The 19,247-nt window shown below is 67.0% G+C and carries 18 protein-coding genes and 1 pseudogene; 13 read left to right on the top strand and 6 right to left on the bottom strand.

Annotation, left to right across the window (positions count from 1 at the left end; translation table 11 throughout):
• Positions 1 to 111 (top strand): annotated as a pseudogene (locus tag ABE543_RS16345) (phytoene/squalene synthase family protein); the annotation flags it as partial.
• 3 nt (positions 112 to 114) lie between these two features.
• Here the strand turns inward: ABE543_RS16345 and ABE543_RS16350 are convergent.
• The 3 genes from ABE543_RS16350 to yidD are packed head-to-tail and all read right to left on the bottom strand — an operon-like array spanning position 115 to position 2,562.
• Positions 115 to 960, bottom strand: a complete 846-nt coding sequence (locus ABE543_RS16350) for a M23 family metallopeptidase (RefSeq protein WP_065181928.1) — start codon at positions 958 to 960, stop codon at positions 115 to 117.
• Complete coding sequence (locus tag ABE543_RS16355) at positions 960 to 2,306, bottom strand: dihydroorotase (RefSeq protein WP_277380891.1); 1,347 nt, start codon at positions 2,304 to 2,306, stop codon at positions 960 to 962. The genes ABE543_RS16350 and ABE543_RS16355 overlap by 1 nt, the downstream gene beginning before the upstream one ends.
• Position 2,307: 1 nt before the next feature.
• Positions 2,308 to 2,562, bottom strand: a complete 255-nt coding sequence (yidD, locus tag ABE543_RS16360) for a membrane protein insertion efficiency factor YidD (RefSeq protein ID WP_053519683.1) — start codon at positions 2,560 to 2,562, stop codon at positions 2,308 to 2,310.
• A gap of 272 nt (positions 2,563 to 2,834) precedes the next feature.
• Between yidD and dksA the strand changes: the two genes are divergently transcribed.
• Positions 2,835 to 4,052: an RNA polymerase-binding protein DksA gene (gene dksA / locus ABE543_RS16365; protein WP_346475903.1), complete on the top strand. Its 1,218-nt coding sequence runs from the start codon at positions 2,835 to 2,837 to the stop codon at positions 4,050 to 4,052.
• A 575-nt stretch (positions 4,053 to 4,627) separates the two neighbouring features.
• Here the strand turns inward: dksA and ABE543_RS16370 are convergent.
• From ABE543_RS16370 to cysS, 3 genes are read right to left on the bottom strand one after another with little or no spacing between them, the layout of a single operon-like run.
• Positions 4,628 to 5,875 (bottom strand): MFS transporter, encoded by a 1,248-nt coding sequence (locus ABE543_RS16370; protein ID WP_180875549.1) that lies wholly within the window; start codon positions 5,873 to 5,875, stop codon positions 4,628 to 4,630.
• On the bottom strand, positions 5,872 to 6,324 hold the full coding sequence (locus ABE543_RS16375; RefSeq protein WP_053519686.1) for a SufE family protein: 453 nt from the start codon (positions 6,322 to 6,324) through the stop codon (positions 5,872 to 5,874). The genes ABE543_RS16370 and ABE543_RS16375 overlap by 4 nt, the downstream gene beginning before the upstream one ends.
• Positions 6,325 to 6,359: 35 nt before the next feature.
• Positions 6,360 to 7,736 carry a cysteine--tRNA ligase gene (gene cysS / locus ABE543_RS16380; protein ID WP_065181932.1) on the bottom strand — a complete coding sequence of 459 codons (1,377 nt, stop codon included), beginning with the start codon at positions 7,734 to 7,736 and terminating at the stop codon, positions 6,360 to 6,362.
• A 187-nt stretch (positions 7,737 to 7,923) separates the two neighbouring features.
• Here cysS and ABE543_RS16385 point away from each other — a divergent pair, with 187 nt between their 5' ends.
• The 11 genes from ABE543_RS16385 (at position 7,924) to ABE543_RS16435 (ending at position 19,228) form a co-directional block, all read left to right on the top strand.
• Positions 7,924 to 8,493, top strand: a complete 570-nt coding sequence (locus tag ABE543_RS16385; RefSeq protein WP_193396139.1) for a hypothetical protein — start codon at positions 7,924 to 7,926, stop codon at positions 8,491 to 8,493.
• Between the two features lie 319 nt (positions 8,494 to 8,812).
• Positions 8,813 to 9,823, top strand: coding sequence for an N-acetylornithine carbamoyltransferase (locus ABE543_RS16390; RefSeq protein WP_053519689.1), 1,011 nt, complete (start codon positions 8,813 to 8,815; stop codon positions 9,821 to 9,823).
• A gap of 60 nt (positions 9,824 to 9,883) precedes the next feature.
• Complete coding sequence (locus ABE543_RS16395) at positions 9,884 to 11,080, top strand: argininosuccinate synthase (RefSeq protein ID WP_053519690.1); 1,197 nt, start codon at positions 9,884 to 9,886, stop codon at positions 11,078 to 11,080.
• 85 nt (positions 11,081 to 11,165) lie between these two features.
• A complete protein-coding gene (locus ABE543_RS16400) occupies positions 11,166 to 12,254 on the top strand; it encodes an acetylornithine deacetylase (RefSeq protein WP_053519691.1) in 1,089 nt (362 codons plus the stop codon).
• 75 nt (positions 12,255 to 12,329) lie between these two features.
• Positions 12,330 to 13,658, top strand: a complete 1,329-nt coding sequence (locus ABE543_RS16405; RefSeq protein ID WP_053519692.1) for an acetylglutamate kinase — start codon at positions 12,330 to 12,332, stop codon at positions 13,656 to 13,658.
• A gap of 3 nt (positions 13,659 to 13,661) precedes the next feature.
• The gene (locus ABE543_RS16410; RefSeq protein WP_065175501.1) at positions 13,662 to 14,264 is read left to right on the top strand and encodes a GNAT family protein; all 603 of its coding nucleotides are present in this window, start codon (positions 13,662 to 13,664) and stop codon (positions 14,262 to 14,264) included.
• Complete coding sequence (gene argC, locus ABE543_RS16415; RefSeq protein ID WP_053519694.1) at positions 14,261 to 15,214, top strand: N-acetyl-gamma-glutamyl-phosphate reductase; 954 nt, start codon at positions 14,261 to 14,263, stop codon at positions 15,212 to 15,214. Before ABE543_RS16410 ends, argC begins: the two co-directional genes overlap by 4 nt.
• Positions 15,215 to 15,233: 19 nt before the next feature.
• The gene (argH, locus tag ABE543_RS16420; protein WP_346475904.1) at positions 15,234 to 16,529 is read left to right on the top strand and encodes an argininosuccinate lyase; all 1,296 of its coding nucleotides are present in this window, start codon (positions 15,234 to 15,236) and stop codon (positions 16,527 to 16,529) included.
• Positions 16,529 to 16,792 (top strand): YciI family protein, encoded by a 264-nt coding sequence (locus tag ABE543_RS16425; protein WP_053519696.1) that lies wholly within the window; start codon positions 16,529 to 16,531, stop codon positions 16,790 to 16,792. The genes argH and ABE543_RS16425 overlap by 1 nt, the downstream gene beginning before the upstream one ends.
• A gap of 10 nt (positions 16,793 to 16,802) precedes the next feature.
• Positions 16,803 to 17,960, top strand: a complete 1,158-nt coding sequence (gene proB, locus ABE543_RS16430) for a glutamate 5-kinase (RefSeq protein WP_346475905.1) — start codon at positions 16,803 to 16,805, stop codon at positions 17,958 to 17,960.
• On the top strand, positions 17,957 to 19,228 hold the full coding sequence (locus ABE543_RS16435; RefSeq protein WP_277380889.1) for a glutamate-5-semialdehyde dehydrogenase: 1,272 nt from the start codon (positions 17,957 to 17,959) through the stop codon (positions 19,226 to 19,228). The genes proB and ABE543_RS16435 overlap by 4 nt, the downstream gene beginning before the upstream one ends.
• Positions 19,229 to 19,247 lie beyond the last annotated feature (19 nt).

A 19,247-nucleotide genomic window follows, 5' to 3' on the forward strand; every position in this document is an offset into this window, starting at 1 on the left:
CGCAGCTGGGAAGGACAGCGTTCGCGCCATCCGTTGGGTCGTGTGCTGGAACCGGTGCGTGCGCCGTGGGCGCGGTTGGCGGAAACGCTGCCGGATCTGGTGGAGGCACGCGGGTTACTTCCGCTCCAGCACCAGCAGCGGATCGATGCGGGTGTCGAACCAGTTCATGCCCCAGTGCAGGTGTGGGCCGGTGGCACGGCCGGTGGCGCCAACCGCGGCAATGACCTGGCCCTGCTCGACGCGATCACCGACCTTGACGTCGATGCGCGACAGATGCAGGAAGTTCGAGCTGACGCCGTAGCCATGGTCGATCAGCAGCGTGCCACCGGTCAGGTACAGGTCGGGGCCGGCAAAGGTGACCACCCCGGCGGCGGGTGCCTTCACCGGCGTGCCGGTCGGTACCGCGATGTCCATGCCGGAATGGCCGGCACCGGGCTGGCCGTTGTAGACGCGGGCATTGCCGAAGCGGCCGCTGATGCGGCCCTGCACCGGCCAGATGAAGGTCTGGGTGAAGTCGGTGCGGTCATCGTCGCGGGCACGCGCGGCGGTTACCTGTGCCTGCTCGCGCTTGATCCGTTCGGCAATGGCGGGCGGAGGATTGACCGTCTTCGGCGGTACACCGTTGACCCGTTCGGTCGGCCAGTCACGCGGCGTCACCGAGATGGTGGCCGTTTCGCTGCCGCCGTCCGGGCGCTGCACCTGCACGCGCAGCGGTCCCTTTTCATCACGGCCGATACCGAACACCACGCTGCCGTAACCGCTCACGCGCAGCGAGCGGCCGGCATACTGCACGCGGCTGCCGGCGGGAACCTTGCCGATCACCAGCGCGCCCTGCGACGCACTGGCAGGAAACACCACGCGGCTGTCGATCAGGCTGCCGATGCCATCCTGGGCCTGTGCCGCAGATACGGCCCAGAGGGGGGCGGCAACCAGCACCCCCAACATGAGGAACCCACGCATCAGCGGTCGTAGGTCAAGCGCTGGCCGGCCGGCTCGCCCACCAGCGTGCTGCCGTCCCACACCCGCTGGCCGTTGACCCAGGTGGAGGCGATGCGCGACCGGAAGGTCGTGCCTTCAAACGGCGACCAGCCGCACTTGGAGAGCACGTCCTCGCGCTTGACCGTGAACGGCACGTCTTCCACCAGCACGAGATCGGCGAAATAGCCTTCGCGCAGGAAGCCGCGCTGTTCCACGTCGAACAGCTGGGCCGGGGCATGCGCGAATTTCTGCACCACCTGCTCACGGGTCAGTTTGCCCTCGTGCACGCGCTCCAGTGCGGCCACCAGCGCGTACTGCACCAGCGGCAGGCCGGACGGCGCCTGCGCATAGGGCTTCTGCTTCTCCTCCCAGGTGTGCGGGGCATGGTCGGTGGCCAGCACGTCCAGCACGTCGTCGGCCAGCGCGGCGGTGATCGCCTCGCGGTCGGCCACGTCCTTGATGGCCGGATTGCACTTGATCAGGTTGCCCTTGGTGGCGTAATCCGGGCGGGCGAAGTGCAGGAAGTGCACGCAGGTTTCGGCGGTGATCTGCTTGCGGCTGCCATCGGCCCGGATCAGCGGGCCCTTCTCGAACAGTGCCAGTTCGTCGGCGGTGGAGATATGCAGGACGTGCAGGCGGGTGCCGTGCTTGCGTGCCAGCGACAGCGCCAGCCGCGTCGACTTGATGCAGGCTTCGCGCGAGCGGATGTCCGGGTGCATGTCCGGGGTCAGCGCGTCGCCGTATTTTTCCTGGAAGGCTTTCAGGTTGGCATCGATCATCGGCGTGTCTTCACAGTGCGTGATGATCGGGGTCGGACACTCGCGGAAGATCGCGTCCAGTGTTTCCGGGTTGTCCACCAGCATGTTGCCGGTGGACGCGCCCATGAACACTTTCACGCCCGGCGCCTTCTTCGGATCGAGCTGGCGGATGGCCTCAAGATTGTCGTTGCTGGCCCCGTGGTAGAAGCCGTAGTTGGCCCAGGCGCGGCCACGCGCCAGTTCGTACTTGGCTTCCAGGATGGTGGAGTCCAGCGTCGGCGGATTGGTGTTGGGCATGTCCATGAAGCTGGTCAGGCCACCGGCCACGGCCGCTGCCGATTCACTGGCGATATCGCCCTTGTGGGTCAGGCCCGGCTCGCGGAAGTGCACCTGGTCGTCGATCATGCCGGGCAACAGCCAGCGGCCGGCGGCGTCCACCACCTGGTCACCCTCGCGCGGCGCCAGCCCGGTGCCGATCTGCGCGATGCGACCGTTCTCGATGCGCAGGTCGCCATCGAAGGTGCGGCCTTCATTGACCATGCGGGCATTGGTGATGAGCGTGGAGGACATGTCAGTGTTTTCCTGTGCAACGGCATGAAGGGGTGTCGGTGCGTTCGGGCACGAGGTCGACACCGCCGGGGTGGAAGGGGTGGCAGCGGCCGAGCCGGCGCGCGGCCAGCCAGCTGCCGCGCAGCGGGCCATGCAGGGAGATGGCTTCCATCGCGTATTCAGAACAGCTGGGCACGAAACGGCAGCGTGGCCCCAGCAGGGGGCTGATGAAGCGCTTGTAGAAGCGCAGCAGGGCAATGAGCAGGCGCGAGATCACCCAGTCATCTTATGCCAGTTGGCATGAAGGCCGCATTTGTGCAGGATGGGCCGTTGGTCGCATGTCGCCGATGGCCTGCGACCGGTACCGGCACCTTCGGGTGCCGGCCAGGTTCCGTACCGCGCGAGGCGGTCCGTGTTCGTCGGACTGCCCCTTGGGGGCCTTGACTCCAGGACTGAATGGAGCGGGGCTGTCGAGGTTGCTGCTGCGGGTCGGGTAGGCTATAAAGGCCCGCTTTCCCGGGCCCCGGGGAATCCAAGGAAGAGCGTTTCGTGGCTGCTAAAAAAACTGCAAAGAAGGCCGCAAAGGCCGCCAAGAAAACCGCCAAGCCTGTTGTGAAGAAGTTGGCGGCAAAGCCCGTTGTCAAGAAGCCGGCGGCCAAGCCGGCGACGAAGGCAGCGTCCTCGCAACCGGCGGCCAGGAAGGCCACCGCGAAAAAAACGCCGGCCAAGGCAAGCAAAGCGGCCGTCAAGAAGGCCGCTGCGCCGGTCAAGGCCAAACCTGCTGCTGCCAGCAAGAAGGCGCCGGCAGTGAAAAAGGCCGCCAGCAAGGCGGTGCCGGTCAAGAAGGCTGCTGCCAAACCGGCTGCGAAGAAGCCGGCAGCGAAGCCGGCGCCGAAGGCGGCGGTGAAAAAGCCGGTTGCACCGCCAGCGGCAAAGAAGGCCGCGGCGCTCAAGCCGGCGGCCAAGCCTGCCGCTGTAAAGAAGGTCACCAAGAATATCGCCACGCCGGCTGCCAAGCCGGCAACGGCCCCCGTAGTGAAGTCCGCACCGAAGCCTGCCGCAACGCAGGCTCCGGCCAAGCCTGTCCCGGCCAAGACCGCGGCAGGTGCTGCAGCCAAACCGGCATCCAAGCCGGCCTCGGCCGCTGCATCTTCCGCATCGACCGCCCCGCAATCCAAGAATCCCGTGCCCGTTTCGAAATCGCCTGCCAAAACCGCCGTGAAATCCGATCCCGCTCCGAAGACCGTGTCGCGCCCTGTCGGCAAGGTCGCCGTGGCCGTCGCCGCCCGCTCGGCCGCGCCGGCCCCGCGCAGCAAGTACAAGGTTGTCGAGTACAAGACCGACGAGGCCACCGGCCGCCCGATCCTGCCGGCCGGTTACAAGCCGTCGTCGGAAGAGGAATACATGAGCCCGCTGCAGCAGGAGTACTTCCGCCAGCGCCTGCAGAACTGGCGCGCGGACCTGGTGGAGGAGTCCAAGCAGACCATCGAGAATCTGCGCGAGGAAGTGCGTGACATCGGCGACGAGGCCGAGCGTGCGACCCGTGAGACCGAGAACTCGCTGGAGCTGCGCACCCGCGACCGCTACCGCAAGCTGATCGGCAAGATCGACAGCACGCTCAAGCGCCTGGAAGCCGGTGATTACGGCTACTGCGTGGACACGGGTGAAGAGATCGGTCTGGAGCGCCTGGAAGCCCGTCTCACGGCCGAGCGCACCATCGACGCCCAGGAGCGTTGGGAACACCTGCAGAAGCAGCAGGGCGACTGATTCCCGGTCGTTGTCTCGTCATGCAGAAAACCCGGCCTTGGCCGGGTTTTTTGTTGGGTTCACGTTGGCTGTGTAGAGCAGCGCCTTCCGGGTATCAGGTGGAGCCCGCGGTTGGAGCCGGGCAGGACACGCTGCAAGTACATCCCTGTAAGCTCGGCCGCGGCATCCATGCCGCGGACGGTCCTGCCCGGCCCCACCCACAGGCTCTCGACACTTCCCTGCGTGCGCGGCCGATGTAGAGCCGAGCCCACGCTCGGCTCAGGCCGAAGCCGGAGGGCAAGGAATAGCAAAAGCAAAAGCAAAAGCAGCCAAGCATGGCTTGGCTCTACCAGGAGCGGTCATGCGTGCGCTCGCGGCTGTTGGGTCCGCCTTGTAGCGAGCCGAGCACCGCAGGGCACTGGCGCGCAGCGCCGGCTCGCGGATGGCGACGTGTTTCTTTGGTGACTTTCTTTGCACGAGCAAAGAAAGTTACACCCCGCCGCGGTCGCGGAAGAAGCCCGCCGGGCGCGGCCCGGCGCAACCGCTGCGTGGGCGCACGGAAATGCGCAGCCGAGCATGGGCTCGGCTCTACAGGTTCACTGCAGGTCGCGAAGATTCAACTTGCGCAGCGTCGGGTTCTTCCACGCGGTGATCCCGGCCACGCTCAGCACCGCGAAGCCCCCCAGCACCACTGCCGGTACCAGGCCCAGCAGCCGTGCCATCGTGCCGGCATAGAACGCGCCCAGTTCGTTGGACGAACTGATGAAGATGCCGTTGATCGACGATACCCGCCCACGCATTTCCTCGGGCGTCGCCAGCTGCAGGATGGTCGAGCGGACCACCACCGACACGCCATCGAAGGCGCCGTAGAACAGCAGGATCAGCGCCGACAGCCAGAAGTGCTGCGACAGCCCGAAACCGATCACGCACAGCCCGAAGCCCGCGACCGCAGACAACAGCACCCGGCCGGCGTTGCGGTGCAGGGGGTGCCGGGCAAGCCACAGGCCCACGCCGATCGAGCCCAGAGCGGGCGCAGCGCGCAGGATGCCCAGCCCTTCGGGGCCATGGTGCAGGATCTCATGCAGGAAGGCCGGCAGCATCGCCACCACACCGCCCAGCAGCACCGAGAACATGTCCAGCGCCATCGCGCCGACCATGATGCGGTTGCCGACCACGAAGCGGGCACCTTCGGCGATGCTCTGGAAGATCGGTGCTGCGGGGCCGCTGTGCACCGGTTCCTCCACCTTCAGCGTGGCCAGGCAGGCCACTGCCACCAGCGCGAAGGCCGTCGCCACGCCATAGGACAGCCCCTTGCCTCCCAGGCCGACCAGTACGCCGCCCAGCGCCGGACCCACCACCATGCCGGCCTGGAACACCACGGCGCCCAGTCCCGCACCGCGTGCGAACTGCTCGCGCGCCAGCACGCGGGCGAACAATGCATTGTAGATCGGCGAAAGAAAGGCACGGACCATGCCGGTCAGTGCGATCGCCGCATAGATCGGCCATACGCCGTGGAACGGCAGCCAGCCCATGGCGACGCTGGTCAGTACCAGTGCGGTGGCGATCAGGCCGGAGCAGGCGACCATTCCCAGCTTGCGCCGCGGTAGATGGTCGACCAGATAGCCGGCGAACGGGGCCACGCAGAAGAACGGCAGCACTTCGGCCAGACCGATCAGGCCCAGCGAGAACGGATTGCGGGTAACTTCGTAGATGTGCCAGCCGACGGTGACGGCCACCACCTGGTAGGACAACATGGCGAAGATGCGGTAGGCCAGCAGCTTGGCGAAGCCCGGCCGGGCCAGCAGGCCCAGCGCCGTGTCTTCGGCCGGGGCGGTCCCGCTCACGGGTGTCCGCGCTGCAGCTGGGCCTGCGCCGTCTCGCGGATGAAGGCCAGCATCGCTGCGACGCCGTTGCTGCGGGTCGGCGAAAGATGGCGGGCCAGGCCGATGTCCTGGATGTAGCTCGGCTGCGTGTCCAGGATTTCCTGTGCCGAGCGCCCGGAATAGACACGCAGGGCCAGGAAGATCAGGCCGGAGACGATCGCCGAATCACTGATGGCGTGGAAGCGCAGCGACTGCGCATTGCCTTCCGGAACGATCCAGACCATCGACTGGCAGCCGAGCAGGCGGTGTTCTTCGGTCTTCCACTCTTCGGGGAAGGCCGGCAGCTTGCGGCCGAGGTCGATCAGGTACTGGTAGCGCTCGGACCAGTCGCCGAAGAAGCCGAATTCCTCGGCGATGGCGGCCTGGGCCTCGGCGGTGGTGGGTTCAAGCGGGAACGGGGAGTCGATCACTGCAATCTCTTGGGTGGGGGCGTGGCGGGCGCGGATCAGCCGCGCTTGCGCGACCAGCGCACGCCCTGCGGGGTGTCTTCCAGCACGATGCCTTCGGCGGCCAGCTGGTCGCGGATGGCGTCGGAGCGGGCGAAGTCACGCGCCTTCTTGGCGGCGGCGCGTTCATCGATGAGGCCCTGGATGCGCGCATCCTCGCCATCATCGTGGGCAACGGTGCCGAACCACTGCGCCGGGTCGGCCTGCAGCAGGCCCAGCGCCAGACCCGCACCGAGCAGCTCGCCTTTCAGGCGCGCCTGTTCGGCCGGCTCGATGGCGCGGCGTGCTTCGGCGGCGATGCGCGCCAGTTCGGCCAGTGCCTGCGGCGTGTTGAGGTCGTCATCCAGGGTTGCCTCGATCGTGGCCGGGATCACCGCCACGGCCGGAACCGCGGCGAGCTCGCGCAGGGTGCCGTAGAGGCGGTCCAGCGTGCGCACCGACTGTTCGATCAGCGCGTCGGACCAGTCCAGCGGCTGCCGGTAGTGGGCCGACAGCAGGGCCAGGCGCAGCGCTTCCGGCGGGTGCTGGCGCACCAGGTCGTGCACGCGTTCGATGTTGCCCAGCGACTTGCTCATCTTGGCACCACCGAAATTGAGCATGCCGTTGTGCAGCCAGAAGCGGGCGAAGATCTTTCCGCCATGGGCGCATTCGCTCTGCGCGATTTCGTTCTCGTGGTGCGGGAACTGCAGGTCGACACCACCGGCATGGATGTCGATGGTCTCGCCCAGATGGGCGGCAGCCATCGCCGAGCATTCGATGTGCCAGCCGGGGCGGCCACGGCCCCACGGCGACGCCCAGCCCGGCAGGTCGTCGGTGGACGGCTTCCACAGCACGAAATCGCCTGGATCGCGCTTGTACGGCGCGACATCGACGCGGGCGCCGGCCAGCATTTCTTCCGGGTCGCGGCGGGAGAGCTTGCCGTAGCCATCGAAGCTGGCCACGGCGAACAGCACGTGGCCCTCGGCAGCATAGGCATGACCGTTGGCGATGAGCTGCTCGATCATGGTGATGATCTGCGGCATGTGCGCGGTCACTTCCGGTTCGATGTCCGGCGGCACCACGCCCAGCGCGGCCATGTCCTCGCGGTAGGCGGCGGCGAAACGGTCGGTGATGGTGCTGATCGGCACCCCCTGTTCGCGCGCGGCCGTGTTGATCTTGTCATCCACGTCGGTGATGTTGCGGGCGTAGCGAAGGGCGCCGAAACGCCGCCGCAGCAGGTCGGCCAGCACGCCGAACACCACCGGCCCACGGGCATTGCCGATGTGCACGTAGTTGTAGACCGTCGGGCCGCACACATACAGGGTCGGACAGGCCGGGTCGAGCGGAATGAACGGTTCGAGCTGGCGTGTCAGGTTGTTGTGCAGGCGCAGGGTCATGGGGGTGTGGCTGGGGGACAAGCCTGCGATTTTAGAACGTGTCGGCCCCCTTTGGGGCGACCGCCTGCCACCGGTGGACCCGGGGGCCACCCAGGTGGGGTGGGCAGGAGCGGCGCGGACGGGTAATGTTCAGCCCCTTGCGCTCGTCACTGCCTACACTATTGCCGTGTCCTTGCTCCCGTCGCCAATGAAATCCACCGCGTTGCTGACCCTGGCCTGGCTGTCGGCGTTGCCGGCCGTGGCTCTGGCCCAGGAGGGGGAGCCGCGCAACCGGGTGGTGATCGTGGAGAACGTGAAGTTCGACTACGCCCAGGTGCTGAACGTCGAGCCGGTGTTCCAGACCCTGCGCGCGACCCGGACCGAGGAGCACTGCGAGCCGGTGTCGACCCGGACCCTGGCCCCGGTGAATGTCACCGGCGAGGAGCCGACGGAGGACAAGGGCCGGATCAGCCGCTTCTGGGACTCGGTGCGCTCGATGTTCAAGCGCAGCGACGAGGAGGCGGTGGACGAGACCGCAGCCGAGGCGCCCACCGCGCCCACCGGTCCCACCAACAACGGGCCGATGCTGACCCGCGACTGCCGGATCGTTCCCGTCGGGCGCGAGTTCCGTCGGCCCATCGCGTACGACGTGGATTACGTCTACAGGGGCACCAAGTACCGCTCGCGCCTGCCGGAAGACCCTGGCAACCGGCTCAAGGTCCGGGTCTCGATCACGCCCTGGGTCGGCCCGGAGCAGGGCACGGCCAGCAATCCCTGATTCTGGGACCCCGGCCCCTTGCGCCGGCGCCGGCCGCGTGCAAAGATGCCCGGCCATGAAGCTCACCGACTTCCAGCACGACAGCAGCGCAGCCCGACAGGCGTCGGGTATGACCTCGCGTGCCCGTCGACCGGAACCCCACATTCTCGCTGGGTAACCGGAGCTTTTTGCTGTTCGTCCGATAGAAACCCAGCCCGCCGGCTGGGTTTTTTCGTTTCCGCTTCCTGAAAGCTTCAACTGCAACGATTTCACCCCACCTTTGGTTTCCGCATTTCCCTTCCACCGCGTCGAACCTGACGCCGCCACGCAAGGAAAGATGATGTCCCCCAAGCACTTCCTGAACACCCAGGACTGGAGCCGCAGCGAGCTTGATGCGCTGCTGACCCAGGCAGCGCTGTTCAAGCGCAACAAGCTCGGCGACCAGCTCAAGGGCAAGTCGATCGCGCTGGTGTTCTTCAATCCGTCGATGCGCACCCGCACCAGCTTCGAGCTGGGCGCGTTCCAGCTGGGTGCGCACGCGGTGGTGCTGCAACCGGGCAAGGATGCGTGGCCGATCGAGTTCAACCTCGGTACGGTGATGGACGGCGATACCGAAGAACATATCGCCGAAGTGGCCAAGGTGCTGGGCCGCTACTGCGACATCATCGCCGTGCGCGCGTTCCCGAAGTTCGTGGACTGGGCCTATGACCGCCAGGACATCGTGCTCAACAGCTTCGCCAGGTATTCGCCGGTGCCGGTGATCAACATGGAGACCATCACCCACCCGTGCCAGGAACTGGCTCACGTGATGGCGCTGCAGGAGCACTTCGGCACCCAGGACCTGCGCGGCAAGAAGTACGTGCTGACCTGGACCTATCATCCCAAGCCGCTGAATACCGCCGTGGCCAACTCGGCGCTGACCATCGCCACCCGCATGGGCATGGACGTGACCCTGCTGTGCCCGACCGCCGACTACATTCTCGACGACCGCTACATGGGCTGGGCCGAGCAGAACGTGGCCGAGAGCGGCGGTTCGCTGAAGATCAGCCATGACATCGACAGCGCCTACGCCGGTGCCGATGTGGTCTACGCCAAGAGCTGGGGCGCGCTGCCGTTCTTCGGCAACTGGGAGCCGGAAAAGCCGATCCGCGACCAGTTCAAGCACTTCATCGTCGACGAACGCAAGATGGCGCTGACCAACAACGGTGTCTTCAGCCACTGCCTGCCGCTGCGCCGCAACGTGAAGGCGACCGACGCGGTGATGGACTCGCCGCAGTGCATCGCCATCAACGAGGCCGAGAACCGCCTGCACGTACAGAAGGCGATCATGGCGGCGGTTGCCGGGCGCTGATTCTTTCCCATTCAAAAACCCCGCCGGGCATGGCCCGGCGCTACCAGGACATTACCCCCCATGAGCAACAAAGACGTCGTCCTCGCCTTCTCCGGTGGCCTCGATACCAGCTTCTGCGTGCCGTACCTGCAGGAGCGCGGCTACAACGTGCATACCGTGTTCGCCGACACCGGCGGCGTGGATGATGAAGAGCGTGATTTCATCGAGAAGCGTGCCGCCGAGCTGGGCGTGACCAGCCATGTCACCGTCAACGGTGGCCCGGCCATCTGGGAGGGCTTCGTCAAGCCGTTCGTGTGGGCGGGCGAGGGCTACCAGGGCCAGTACCCGCTGCTGGTCTCGGACCGCTACCTGATCGTCGATGCCGCGCTGAAGCGTGCCGCCGAGCTGGGCACCAACATCATCGCCCACGGCTGCACCGGCATGGGCAACGACCAGGTCCGCTTCGATCTGGCGGTGAAGGCGCTGGGCGACTACCAGATCATCGCGCCGATCCGCGAGATCCAGAAGGAGCACACCCAGACCCGCGCCTACGAACAGAAGTACCTGGAAGAGCGTGGTTTCGGCGTGCGCGCCAAGCAGCAGGCCTACACCATCAATGAGAACCTGCTGGGCGTGACCATGTCCGGTGGCGAGATCGACCGCTGGGAAGCTCCGGGCGAGGGCGCACGTGGCTGGTGCTCGCCGCGCAGTGAATGGCCGGAACAGGCGCTGACCGTCACCCTGAAGTTCGTCGAGGGCGAAGCGGTCGAGCTCGACGGCAAGGCATTGCCGGGCGACCAGATCCTGGCCCAGCTCAACAAGCTGTTCGCTCCGTACGGCGTGGGCCGTGGCGTGTACACCGGCGACACCGTGATCGGCCTGAAGGGCCGCATCGTGTTCGAGGCCCCTGGCCTGGTTTCGCTGCTGGCCGCCCACCGCGCGCTGGAAGACGCGGTGTTGACCAAGCAGCAGAACCGCTTCAAGCCGGACGTGGCGCGCAAGTGGGTGGAGCTGGTCTACGAAGGCTTCTATCACGACCCGCTGAAGACCGACATCGAAGCGTTCCTGAAGTCCTCGCAGGCCAAGGTCAACGGCGAAGTGGTACTGGAGACCCGTGGCGGGCGCGTGGACGCGGTGGCGGTGAAGTCGCCGCATCTGCTCAATACCAAGGGCGCCACCTATGCGCAGTCGGCCGACTGGGGCGTGGAAGAGGCGGAAGGCTTCATCAAGCTGTTCGGCATGAGCTCCACGCTGTACGCGCAGGTCAATCGCGGTTGACCGCGATTGCGCTGGGGCGCTCCAGCAGAGGCGATACGGTAGCGCCGGGCCATGCCCGGCGGAATTTCACAGGAACTGTTGATTCATGCTTGAACAGACACTCGATCACCTGCAGGCCCTGGTGTCCTTCGACACCCGCAACCCACCGCGCGCGATCAGCACCGCCGGCATCTTCGATTACCTGCGCGCCAACCTGCCGGGTTTCACCGTTGAAGTGATCGATCACGGGGCCGGTGCGGTCAGCCTGTATGCCGTGCGCGGCACACCGAAGTACCTGTTCAACGTGCATCTGGACACGGTGCCGGATTCGCCACACTGGACTGCCGACCCGCACGTGATGCGCCGCCTGGACGATCGTGTGGTCGGCCTGGGCGTGTGTGACATCAAGGGCGCTGCGGCGGCGCTGGTGGCTGCGGCCAATGCCAGTGACGGCGACGCCGCGTTCCTGTTCTCCAGCGACGAGGAAGCCAACGATCCACGCTGCATCGCCGCGTTCCTGGCCCGTGGCATTGCCTATGACGCGGTGCTGGTGGCCGAGCCGACCATGAGCGAGGCCGTGCTCGCGCACCGTGGCATCAGCTCGGTGCTGATGCAGTTCGCCGGCCGTGCGGGCCATGCGTCCGGCAGGCAGGATGCCGCCGCCAGTGCGCTGCACCAGGCGATGCGCTGGGGCAATCGGGCCCTGGATCATGTGGATTCCCTTGCATCTGCACGCTTCGGTGGCCTGACCGGCCTGCGTTTCAACATCGGGCGCGTCGAAGGCGGGATCAAGGCCAACATGATCGCACCGGCAGCCGAAGTGCGTTTCGGCTTCCGCCCCCTGCCCTCGATGGACATCGATGCGCTGCTGGCGACCTTCGCGGGTCTTGCCGAACCGGAAGCCGCGCTGTTCACCGAAACCTTCCGTGGCCCCAGCCTCCCGGCCGGTGACATCGCCGAAGCCGAGAACCGCCGTCTGCTGGCGCGTGACGTGGCCGATGCGCTGGAGCTGCCGATCGGCAACGCGGTGGACTTCTGGACCGAGGCCTCGCTGTTCTCCGCGGCAGGCTATACCACGCTGGTGTTCGGCCCCGGCGACATTGCCCAGGCCCACACGGCCGATGAGTTCGTGACGCTGGAGCAGCTGCAACGCTATACCGACGCCGTGCACCGCATCATCGGCGCCGGCGCCTGATCAACCCCACAACGCCGCCACGCCCCGGCATGGTGGAACTGCAACGCGGCGACCGCCGCCCGTGACGAAACCGAAATGTCTCCTGCCCTCCAGCCCCACCGCCAGACCCGCCAGACCATCGTGCGCCTGCTGTCCAGCATGGCCAGCGCGAAGGAGATCAGCCAGTACCTCAAGCGCTTCTCGCAGCTGGACGCCAAGCGCTTCGCCGTGGTCAAGGTCGGTGGCGCCGTGCTGCGCGACGATCTTGAAGCGCTGACTTCCTCGCTGTCCTTCCTGCAGGAAGTCGGGCTGACCCCGATCGTGCTGCACGGTGCCGGCCCTCAGCTGGACGCCGAGCTGTCTGCCGCCGGCATCGAGAAGCAGACCGTCAACGGCCTGCGCGTGACCTCGCCGGAAGCACTGGCGATCGTGCGCCGGGTGTTCCAGCAATCCAACCTGCGCCTGGTCGAAGCCCTGCAGCAGAATGGAGCGCGTGCCACCTCGATCACCGGTGGCGTGTTCGAGGCCGAGTACCTGGACGTGGACACCTACGGCCTGGTCGGTGAAGTGAAGAAGGTCAACCTGGCGCCGATCGAAGCCAGCCTGCGCGCCGGATCGATCCCGGTCATCACCAGCCTGGGTGAGACCGCTGGCGGACAGATCCTGAACGTCAATGCCGACTTTGCCGCCAACGAACTGGTGCAGGAACTGCAGCCGTACAAGATCATCTTCCTGACCGGTACCGGTGGCCTGCTGGACGAGGCGGGCAACGTCATCGATTCAATCAACCTGTCCACCGAGTACGACCACCTGATCGCACAGCCGTGGATCCACGGCGGCATGAAGGTCAAGATCGAACAGATCAAGGATCTGCTCGATCGCTTGCCGCTGGAATCGTCGGTGTCGATCACCCGCCCGGCCGATCTGGCCAAGGAACTGTTCACCCACAAGGGCTCAGGCACGCTGGTGCGCAAGGGCGAGAAGGTGCTGCGTGCGGCCACGTGGGACGAGTTGGATCTGCCACGCCTGAAGGGCCTGATCGAATCCAGCTTCGGCCGCACCCTGGTGCCGGACTACTTCCAGAAGACCAGGCTGCTGCGCGCGTACGTCAGCGAGAACTATCGGACGGCCGTCATCCTGACCAACGAGGCCGAAGGTGTCTATCTGGACAAGTTCGCCGTGCTCGATGATGCGCAGGGCGAGGGCCTGGGGCGTGCGGTCTGGAACGTGATGCTGGAGGAAACGCCTCAGCTGTTCTGGCGCTCGCGTCACGGCAATCCGATCAATCACTTCTACTACGCCGAATCCGACGGCTGCTACAAGCAGGACCAGTGGAAGGTGTTCTGGTTCGGTGCCGATGGCATCGACCGCATCCGCACCTATGTCGATCACTGCGCTGCACGCGCACCGAGCCTGCAGGGCTGAACGATGACCGTCACCGACACCTGGGCGACGGTGCCGACCCTGCGCGGCCAGCATGTGACGCTGCAGCCCTTGCAGCAGGGACACGTGGACGGCCTGCGTGCCGCGCTGGAAGGCAGCGGACTGGACCGGCTCTGGTACACCCAGGTGCCGGCGCCGGCACAGGCAGGCGCCTACGTACAGGCCGCACTGCAGGCGCAGGCGGAGGGCAGGGTGCTGCCCTTCGTCATCCGTGATGCCGCTGGCGACATCGTCGGCAGCACCCGCTTCTATGACCTGGATGCCGCCGTGCCCAGGCTCAGTCTCGGCTATACCTGGTATGCACCGCGCGCGCAGCGTACCGGTGCCAATACCGAGGCCAAGCTGTTGCTGCTGCAGCATGCCTTCGAAGTCATGGGCTGCATCAGCGTGGTGCTGGAAACCAGCTGGTTCAACACCACCTCGCGCACCGCCATCGCCCGCCTGGGGGCCAAGCAGGATGGCGTGCTGCGCAACCACAAGCGGCATGCCGACGGCACGCCGCGCGACACCGTCATCTTTTCCATCATCGATGCGGAATGGCAGGGCGTGAAGCGCCACCTGCAGTACCGTCTGGACAGCCACGCATGAACGATTCGATTTTCTCCCTGGGCATCATCGGTGCCCGCGGCCATACCGGTGCCGAACTGATCAAGCTCGTTGCCGCGCATCCGCGCCTGCGCCTGGCGTTCGTATCCTCGCGCGAACGTGCAGGGCAGCGCCTGTCTGACCATCACCCGGAAGTGCAGGGTGATCTGCGCTACGAGAACCTCGACGCCGACGCGGTGGCGGCCAAGGGCGTGGACGCGGTGATCCTGGCGCTGCCCAATGGCCTGGCCGCACCGTTCGTGGCCGCGCTTGAAAGCGCCCGGCCCGATACGGTGATCGTGGACCTGTCGGCCGATTACCGCTTCGACCACAGCTGGTACTACGGTCTGCCGGAGCTGACCCGCGGTCGCTACACCGGGCAGAAGCACATCAGCAATCCTGGCTGCTACGCCACCGCGATGCAGCTGGCGATCCATCCGCTGCTGGACCTGCTGGCCGGGCCCCCGCAGTGCTTCGGCGTGTCCGGCTACTCCGGTGCGGGCACCACGCCCTCCGACAAGAACAACGTCGAACTGCTGGCCGACAACCTGATGCCGTACGCGCTGACCAACCACGTGCACGAGCGCGAGGTGTCGGTGCAGCTGGGGGTGGCAGTGGAGTTCATGCCGCATGTGGCGCCCCATTTCCGCGGCATCACCCTGACCGCCAATCTGTGGTTGAACCGCGCACAGACGCGCGAGCAGATCGTCGAGCGTTTCCAGCAGGCCTATGCCGGCGAAGCACTCATCGAGGTGGTGGATGACGCGCCGTGGGTCAGCCGCATCGCCGGCCGCCACGGTGCCCAGATCGGTGGCTTCACCCTGGCCCCGGGTGGCAAGCGGGTGGTGGTGGTGGCGACGCTGGACAACCTGCTGAAGGGCGCGGCCACCCAGGCCATGCAGAATCTCAACCTTGCGCTGGGCATCGACGAACTGACGTCGATCCCGCACTGAACCCGCATCCGGAGCCCCCATGGCAGACCTTCTTTGGCAGAAACCCGGCGTCGCTGTCGACGCCCAGATCCAGACCTTCCTCGCCGGCGATGACGTGATCCTCGACCGTGAGTTCTTCCTGCATGACATCGCGGCCAGCGCCGCGCATGCACAGGGCCTGCAGCACATCGGCATCCTCGCCGCCAGCGAGCTGGAGGGCCTGCTGCGCGAGCTGGAGGTGCTGGCAGACGACTTCCGCGCAGGCCGTTTCGTGCTGGATACGCGCTATGAAGACGGTCACTCGGCGATCGAAGCGCGCCTGACCGAGCGGTTGGGTGATGCCGGCCGCAAGATCCACACCGGTCGCAGCCGCAATGACCAGATCCTGGTCGCCACGCGCCTGTGGCTGAAGGAAAAGCTGCAGCGCGTCGCCCAGCTCAGCGCCGAGGTGGCCAAGGTCGCGCTCGACCGCGCTCAGGCGGAAAAGGACCTGCCGTTGCCGGGCTATACGCACATCCAGCGAGCCGTCGTGTCCTCGGCGGGCATGTGGTGGGCCGGCTGGGCGGAAGCCTTCATCGACAATGCCATCCGTGCACGTGACACCCATGCGCTGGTCGATGCCAACCCGCTGGGTACCGCCGCCGGGTATGGCGTGAACCTGCCGCTGGACCGTGAACACACCACGGCTGCGCTCGGTTTCGCGCGCATGCAGGTATCACCGATCTACGCACAGCTGTCGCGCGGCAAGTTCGAGCTGGCCGCCCTGGAGGCGCTGGGTGGCGCTACCCTGGACCTGCGTCGCATCGCCTGGGACCTGTCGCTGTTCACCAGCGCCGAATTCGGCTTCGTCGCACTGCCGGCGCAGTACACCACCGGCAGCTCGATCATGCCGAACAAGCGCAACCCCGATGTGATCGAACTGATGCGTGCCACCCACGCCAGCGTTGCGGCGGCGCGCACCGAAATCGAACAGCTGCTGTCGCTGCCGTCCGGCTACCATCGTGATCTGCAGTCGTCCAAGGGGGCCATCTTCCACGGCTTCGGTCGCGGCCTGGCCGCGCTGGAACTGCTGCCGGCGCTGCTGGCCAATCTGGAATGGCGCGAGGACAGGCTGCGCGCGGCGATCGATTCCGGCATGTATGCCACCGACGTCGCGGTCGAGGCCGCCGTGGCCGGCGTGCCGTTCCGCGACGCCTACAAGGCCGCCGCGGCAGGTGCCGACAGCGCAGGGCAGGGACGCACGCCGGAGGGCAGCCTGGCCGCGCGTGTCTCGCCGGGTTCGGCATCGGACCTGCGCCTGGATGAGCTGCGCGCGCGCTGGCAGGCGCTGTCCTGATGGCGGGCACCGTCTATCTGGTCCTGGCCATGCGCCGGCCCGGCTTCAGTGCCACCGCTGTGCAGCCGCATCTGGATTTCCTCGATGGACTGCGTGCGCAGGGCCAACTGCAGCTCACCGGTGGTTTCGCCGACGGCAGCGGCGGTGCCTACGTGCTGTGCAACGTGGAGAGCCTCGCACAGGCGCAGGCCATCGTCGCCACGGATCCGCTGGTGACGATGCAGGCCTCCGAGCTGACCGTGCACGAATGGAATACCCGCTGAGAGCCCGGCCATGACCCCGCACGCCGCCCCCGTCGCTTCGCCGTTTCCCGAACAGGCGCTGCCGCCATGGCGACGTGCCGTCCTGAAGGTGGGCAGCAGCCTGCTCGCTGCCGATGGAGGCGGCCTGTCACCACGCCACGCGCTGGGCCTGGCCCAGTTCGCCTCGGCCAATGTGCTGGCCGGCCGCGAAGTGGTGATCGTCTCGTCCGGCGCGGTCGCCGCCGGCCGCGCGATCCTGCCGCGTGCCGATGCGCCGGGCGCTGCGATGGCCGCGCGGCAGGCACTGGCTGCGCTTGGCCAGGCGCAGCTGATCGGCCTGTGGCAGCGCTTCTTCGAGCGCCCGGTCGCGCAGGTGCTGCTGACCCACGACGACCTGCGCAACCGCCGCCGCTACCTCAACGCCCGCGCCACCCTCACCGAACTGCTGCGGCTGGGTGCGCTGCCGGTGGTGAACGAGAACGACACCGTCTCGGTGGATGAACTCAAGCTCGGCGACAACGACAACCTGGCCGCGACCGTGGCGGCGCTGGTCGATGCCGACGCATTGTTCATCGCCACCGACATCGATGGCCTGTACAGCGCCGATCCGCGCACCGTGGCCGACGCGAGGCCGCTGCACGATGTGCCGGAACTGGGCCCGGACGTGCTGGCGATGGCCGGCGGCGCCGGCTCGCGCGCGGGCACCGGGGGCATGCGTACCAAGCTGGAGGCCGCAGCCAAGGCCGGCCGGCTGGGTATCGAAACCTATCTGTTCAACGGCCGCAGCGGCGAGGTGGTGCGCGCGCTGGCGCAGGATCGCCTGTTCGGCACCCGGATCCATGCCGCACGCAGCCGTGAAGCGGCGCGCAAGCACTGGCTGCGCCATGCCCCCCTGGCCGATGGCGCGATCGTGATCGACGCCGGCGCGGCGCAGGCGATGCGCGAGAAGGGCGCTTCGCTGCTGCCCGGCGGCATCACCGGTGCCGACGGTGATTTCCGCCGGGGCGACATGGTGCAGGTGTGCTGGAACACCGCCGAAGGGCGGGTCTGCGTTGCCCGTGGTGTCAGCCAGTACGCGGCTGACGACGTGCGCCGCATCGCTGGCCGCCATTCGCGCGACATCCAGGCCGTACTGGGCTACAACTATGGGGGCAGCGTCGTCCATCGTGACGATCTGGTGCTGCCATGACCGGACCGCAGGACACCCCGATGAGTGACATCCAAGCACAGGCACGCGCCTGCCGTGACGCGGCCCAGGCGGTTGCAGGCCTCGACAGCGAAGCGCGGCGCGCGCTGCTGCAGGCCATGGCACAGGCACTGGAAGTGAATGCCGGCCAGATCCTGGCCGGCAATGCGCGCGACCTGGCCGCCGCGCGCGACAAGGGCGTCGGCAGTGCCATGCTGGACCGGCTGGCACTGGACCCGCCGCGTCTGCTGGCGATGGCCGACGCGGTGCGTGAGGTTGCCGCGTTGCCCGATCCAGTCGGGCAGGTGACCCGCGACGACGTCCGCCCCAATGGCATCCGCGTGCAGAAAGTGCGGGTGCCGCTGGGCGTGATCGCGATGATCTACGAGGCGCGCCCGAACGTGACCGCCGAAGCGGCCGCACTGTGCCTGAAGGCAGGCAACGGCGTGATCCTGCGTGGTGGCTCCGAGGCGATCCATTCCAATACCGCCATTGCCCAGGCATTGGCCGGTGCGTTGCAGGCCAACGGTGTTCCCCCCGCAGCGGTGACTGTACTGACCGACCTGCGGCGTGAGGCGATGCTGGAGCTGCTGCAGCTGCACGAGCTGATCGACCTGGCGATTCCGCGGGGCGGCGAAGGCCTGATCCGCTTTGTCGCCGAACACGCGCGCGTGCCGGTGATCAAGCACTACAAGGGCGTCTGCCATCTGTTCGTGGACGCCAGCGCCGATCTCGACCAGGCCGTCGGCCTGCTGGTCGATGGCAAGTGCAGCCGGCCGGCCGCATGCAATTCACTGGAGACGCTGCTGGTGCATCGGCGCGTGGCGGCGGAGTTCCTGCCGCGCGTGGCGCAGTCGCTTGGCGAACGGGGCGTACAACTGCGTGCGGATGCCCACGCGCGTCCGTTGCTGCCGGGCAGCACCGAGGCGACCGACGAGGACTACGCAGCCGAATTCCTCGATCTGGTGTTGGCCGTGCGCGTCGTCGATGATCTCGATGCGGCAATCGCGCATATCCGCCGCTACACCTCCGATCACACCGAAGTGATCGCGACCACCGATGCCGTCAATGCCGAGCGGTTCGTCAATGCGCTGCGCTCGGCGGTGGTGATGGTCAACGCGTCCTCGCGCTTTTCGGACGGCGGCCAGCTTGGGCTGGGCAGCGAGATCGGCATCTCCACCACGCGCCTGCATGCCTATGGTCCGATGGGGCTGGAGGCACTGACGGTCGAGCGCTTCGTGGTCCGCGGCGAGGGTCAGACGCGGGTCTGACCCGGCAGCCGCCAGGCCT

Source organism: Stenotrophomonas sp. TWI169 (assembly GCF_039674705.1).
GTDB classification, from domain to species: Bacteria; Pseudomonadota; Gammaproteobacteria; order Xanthomonadales; family Xanthomonadaceae; genus Stenotrophomonas; species Stenotrophomonas maltophilia_P.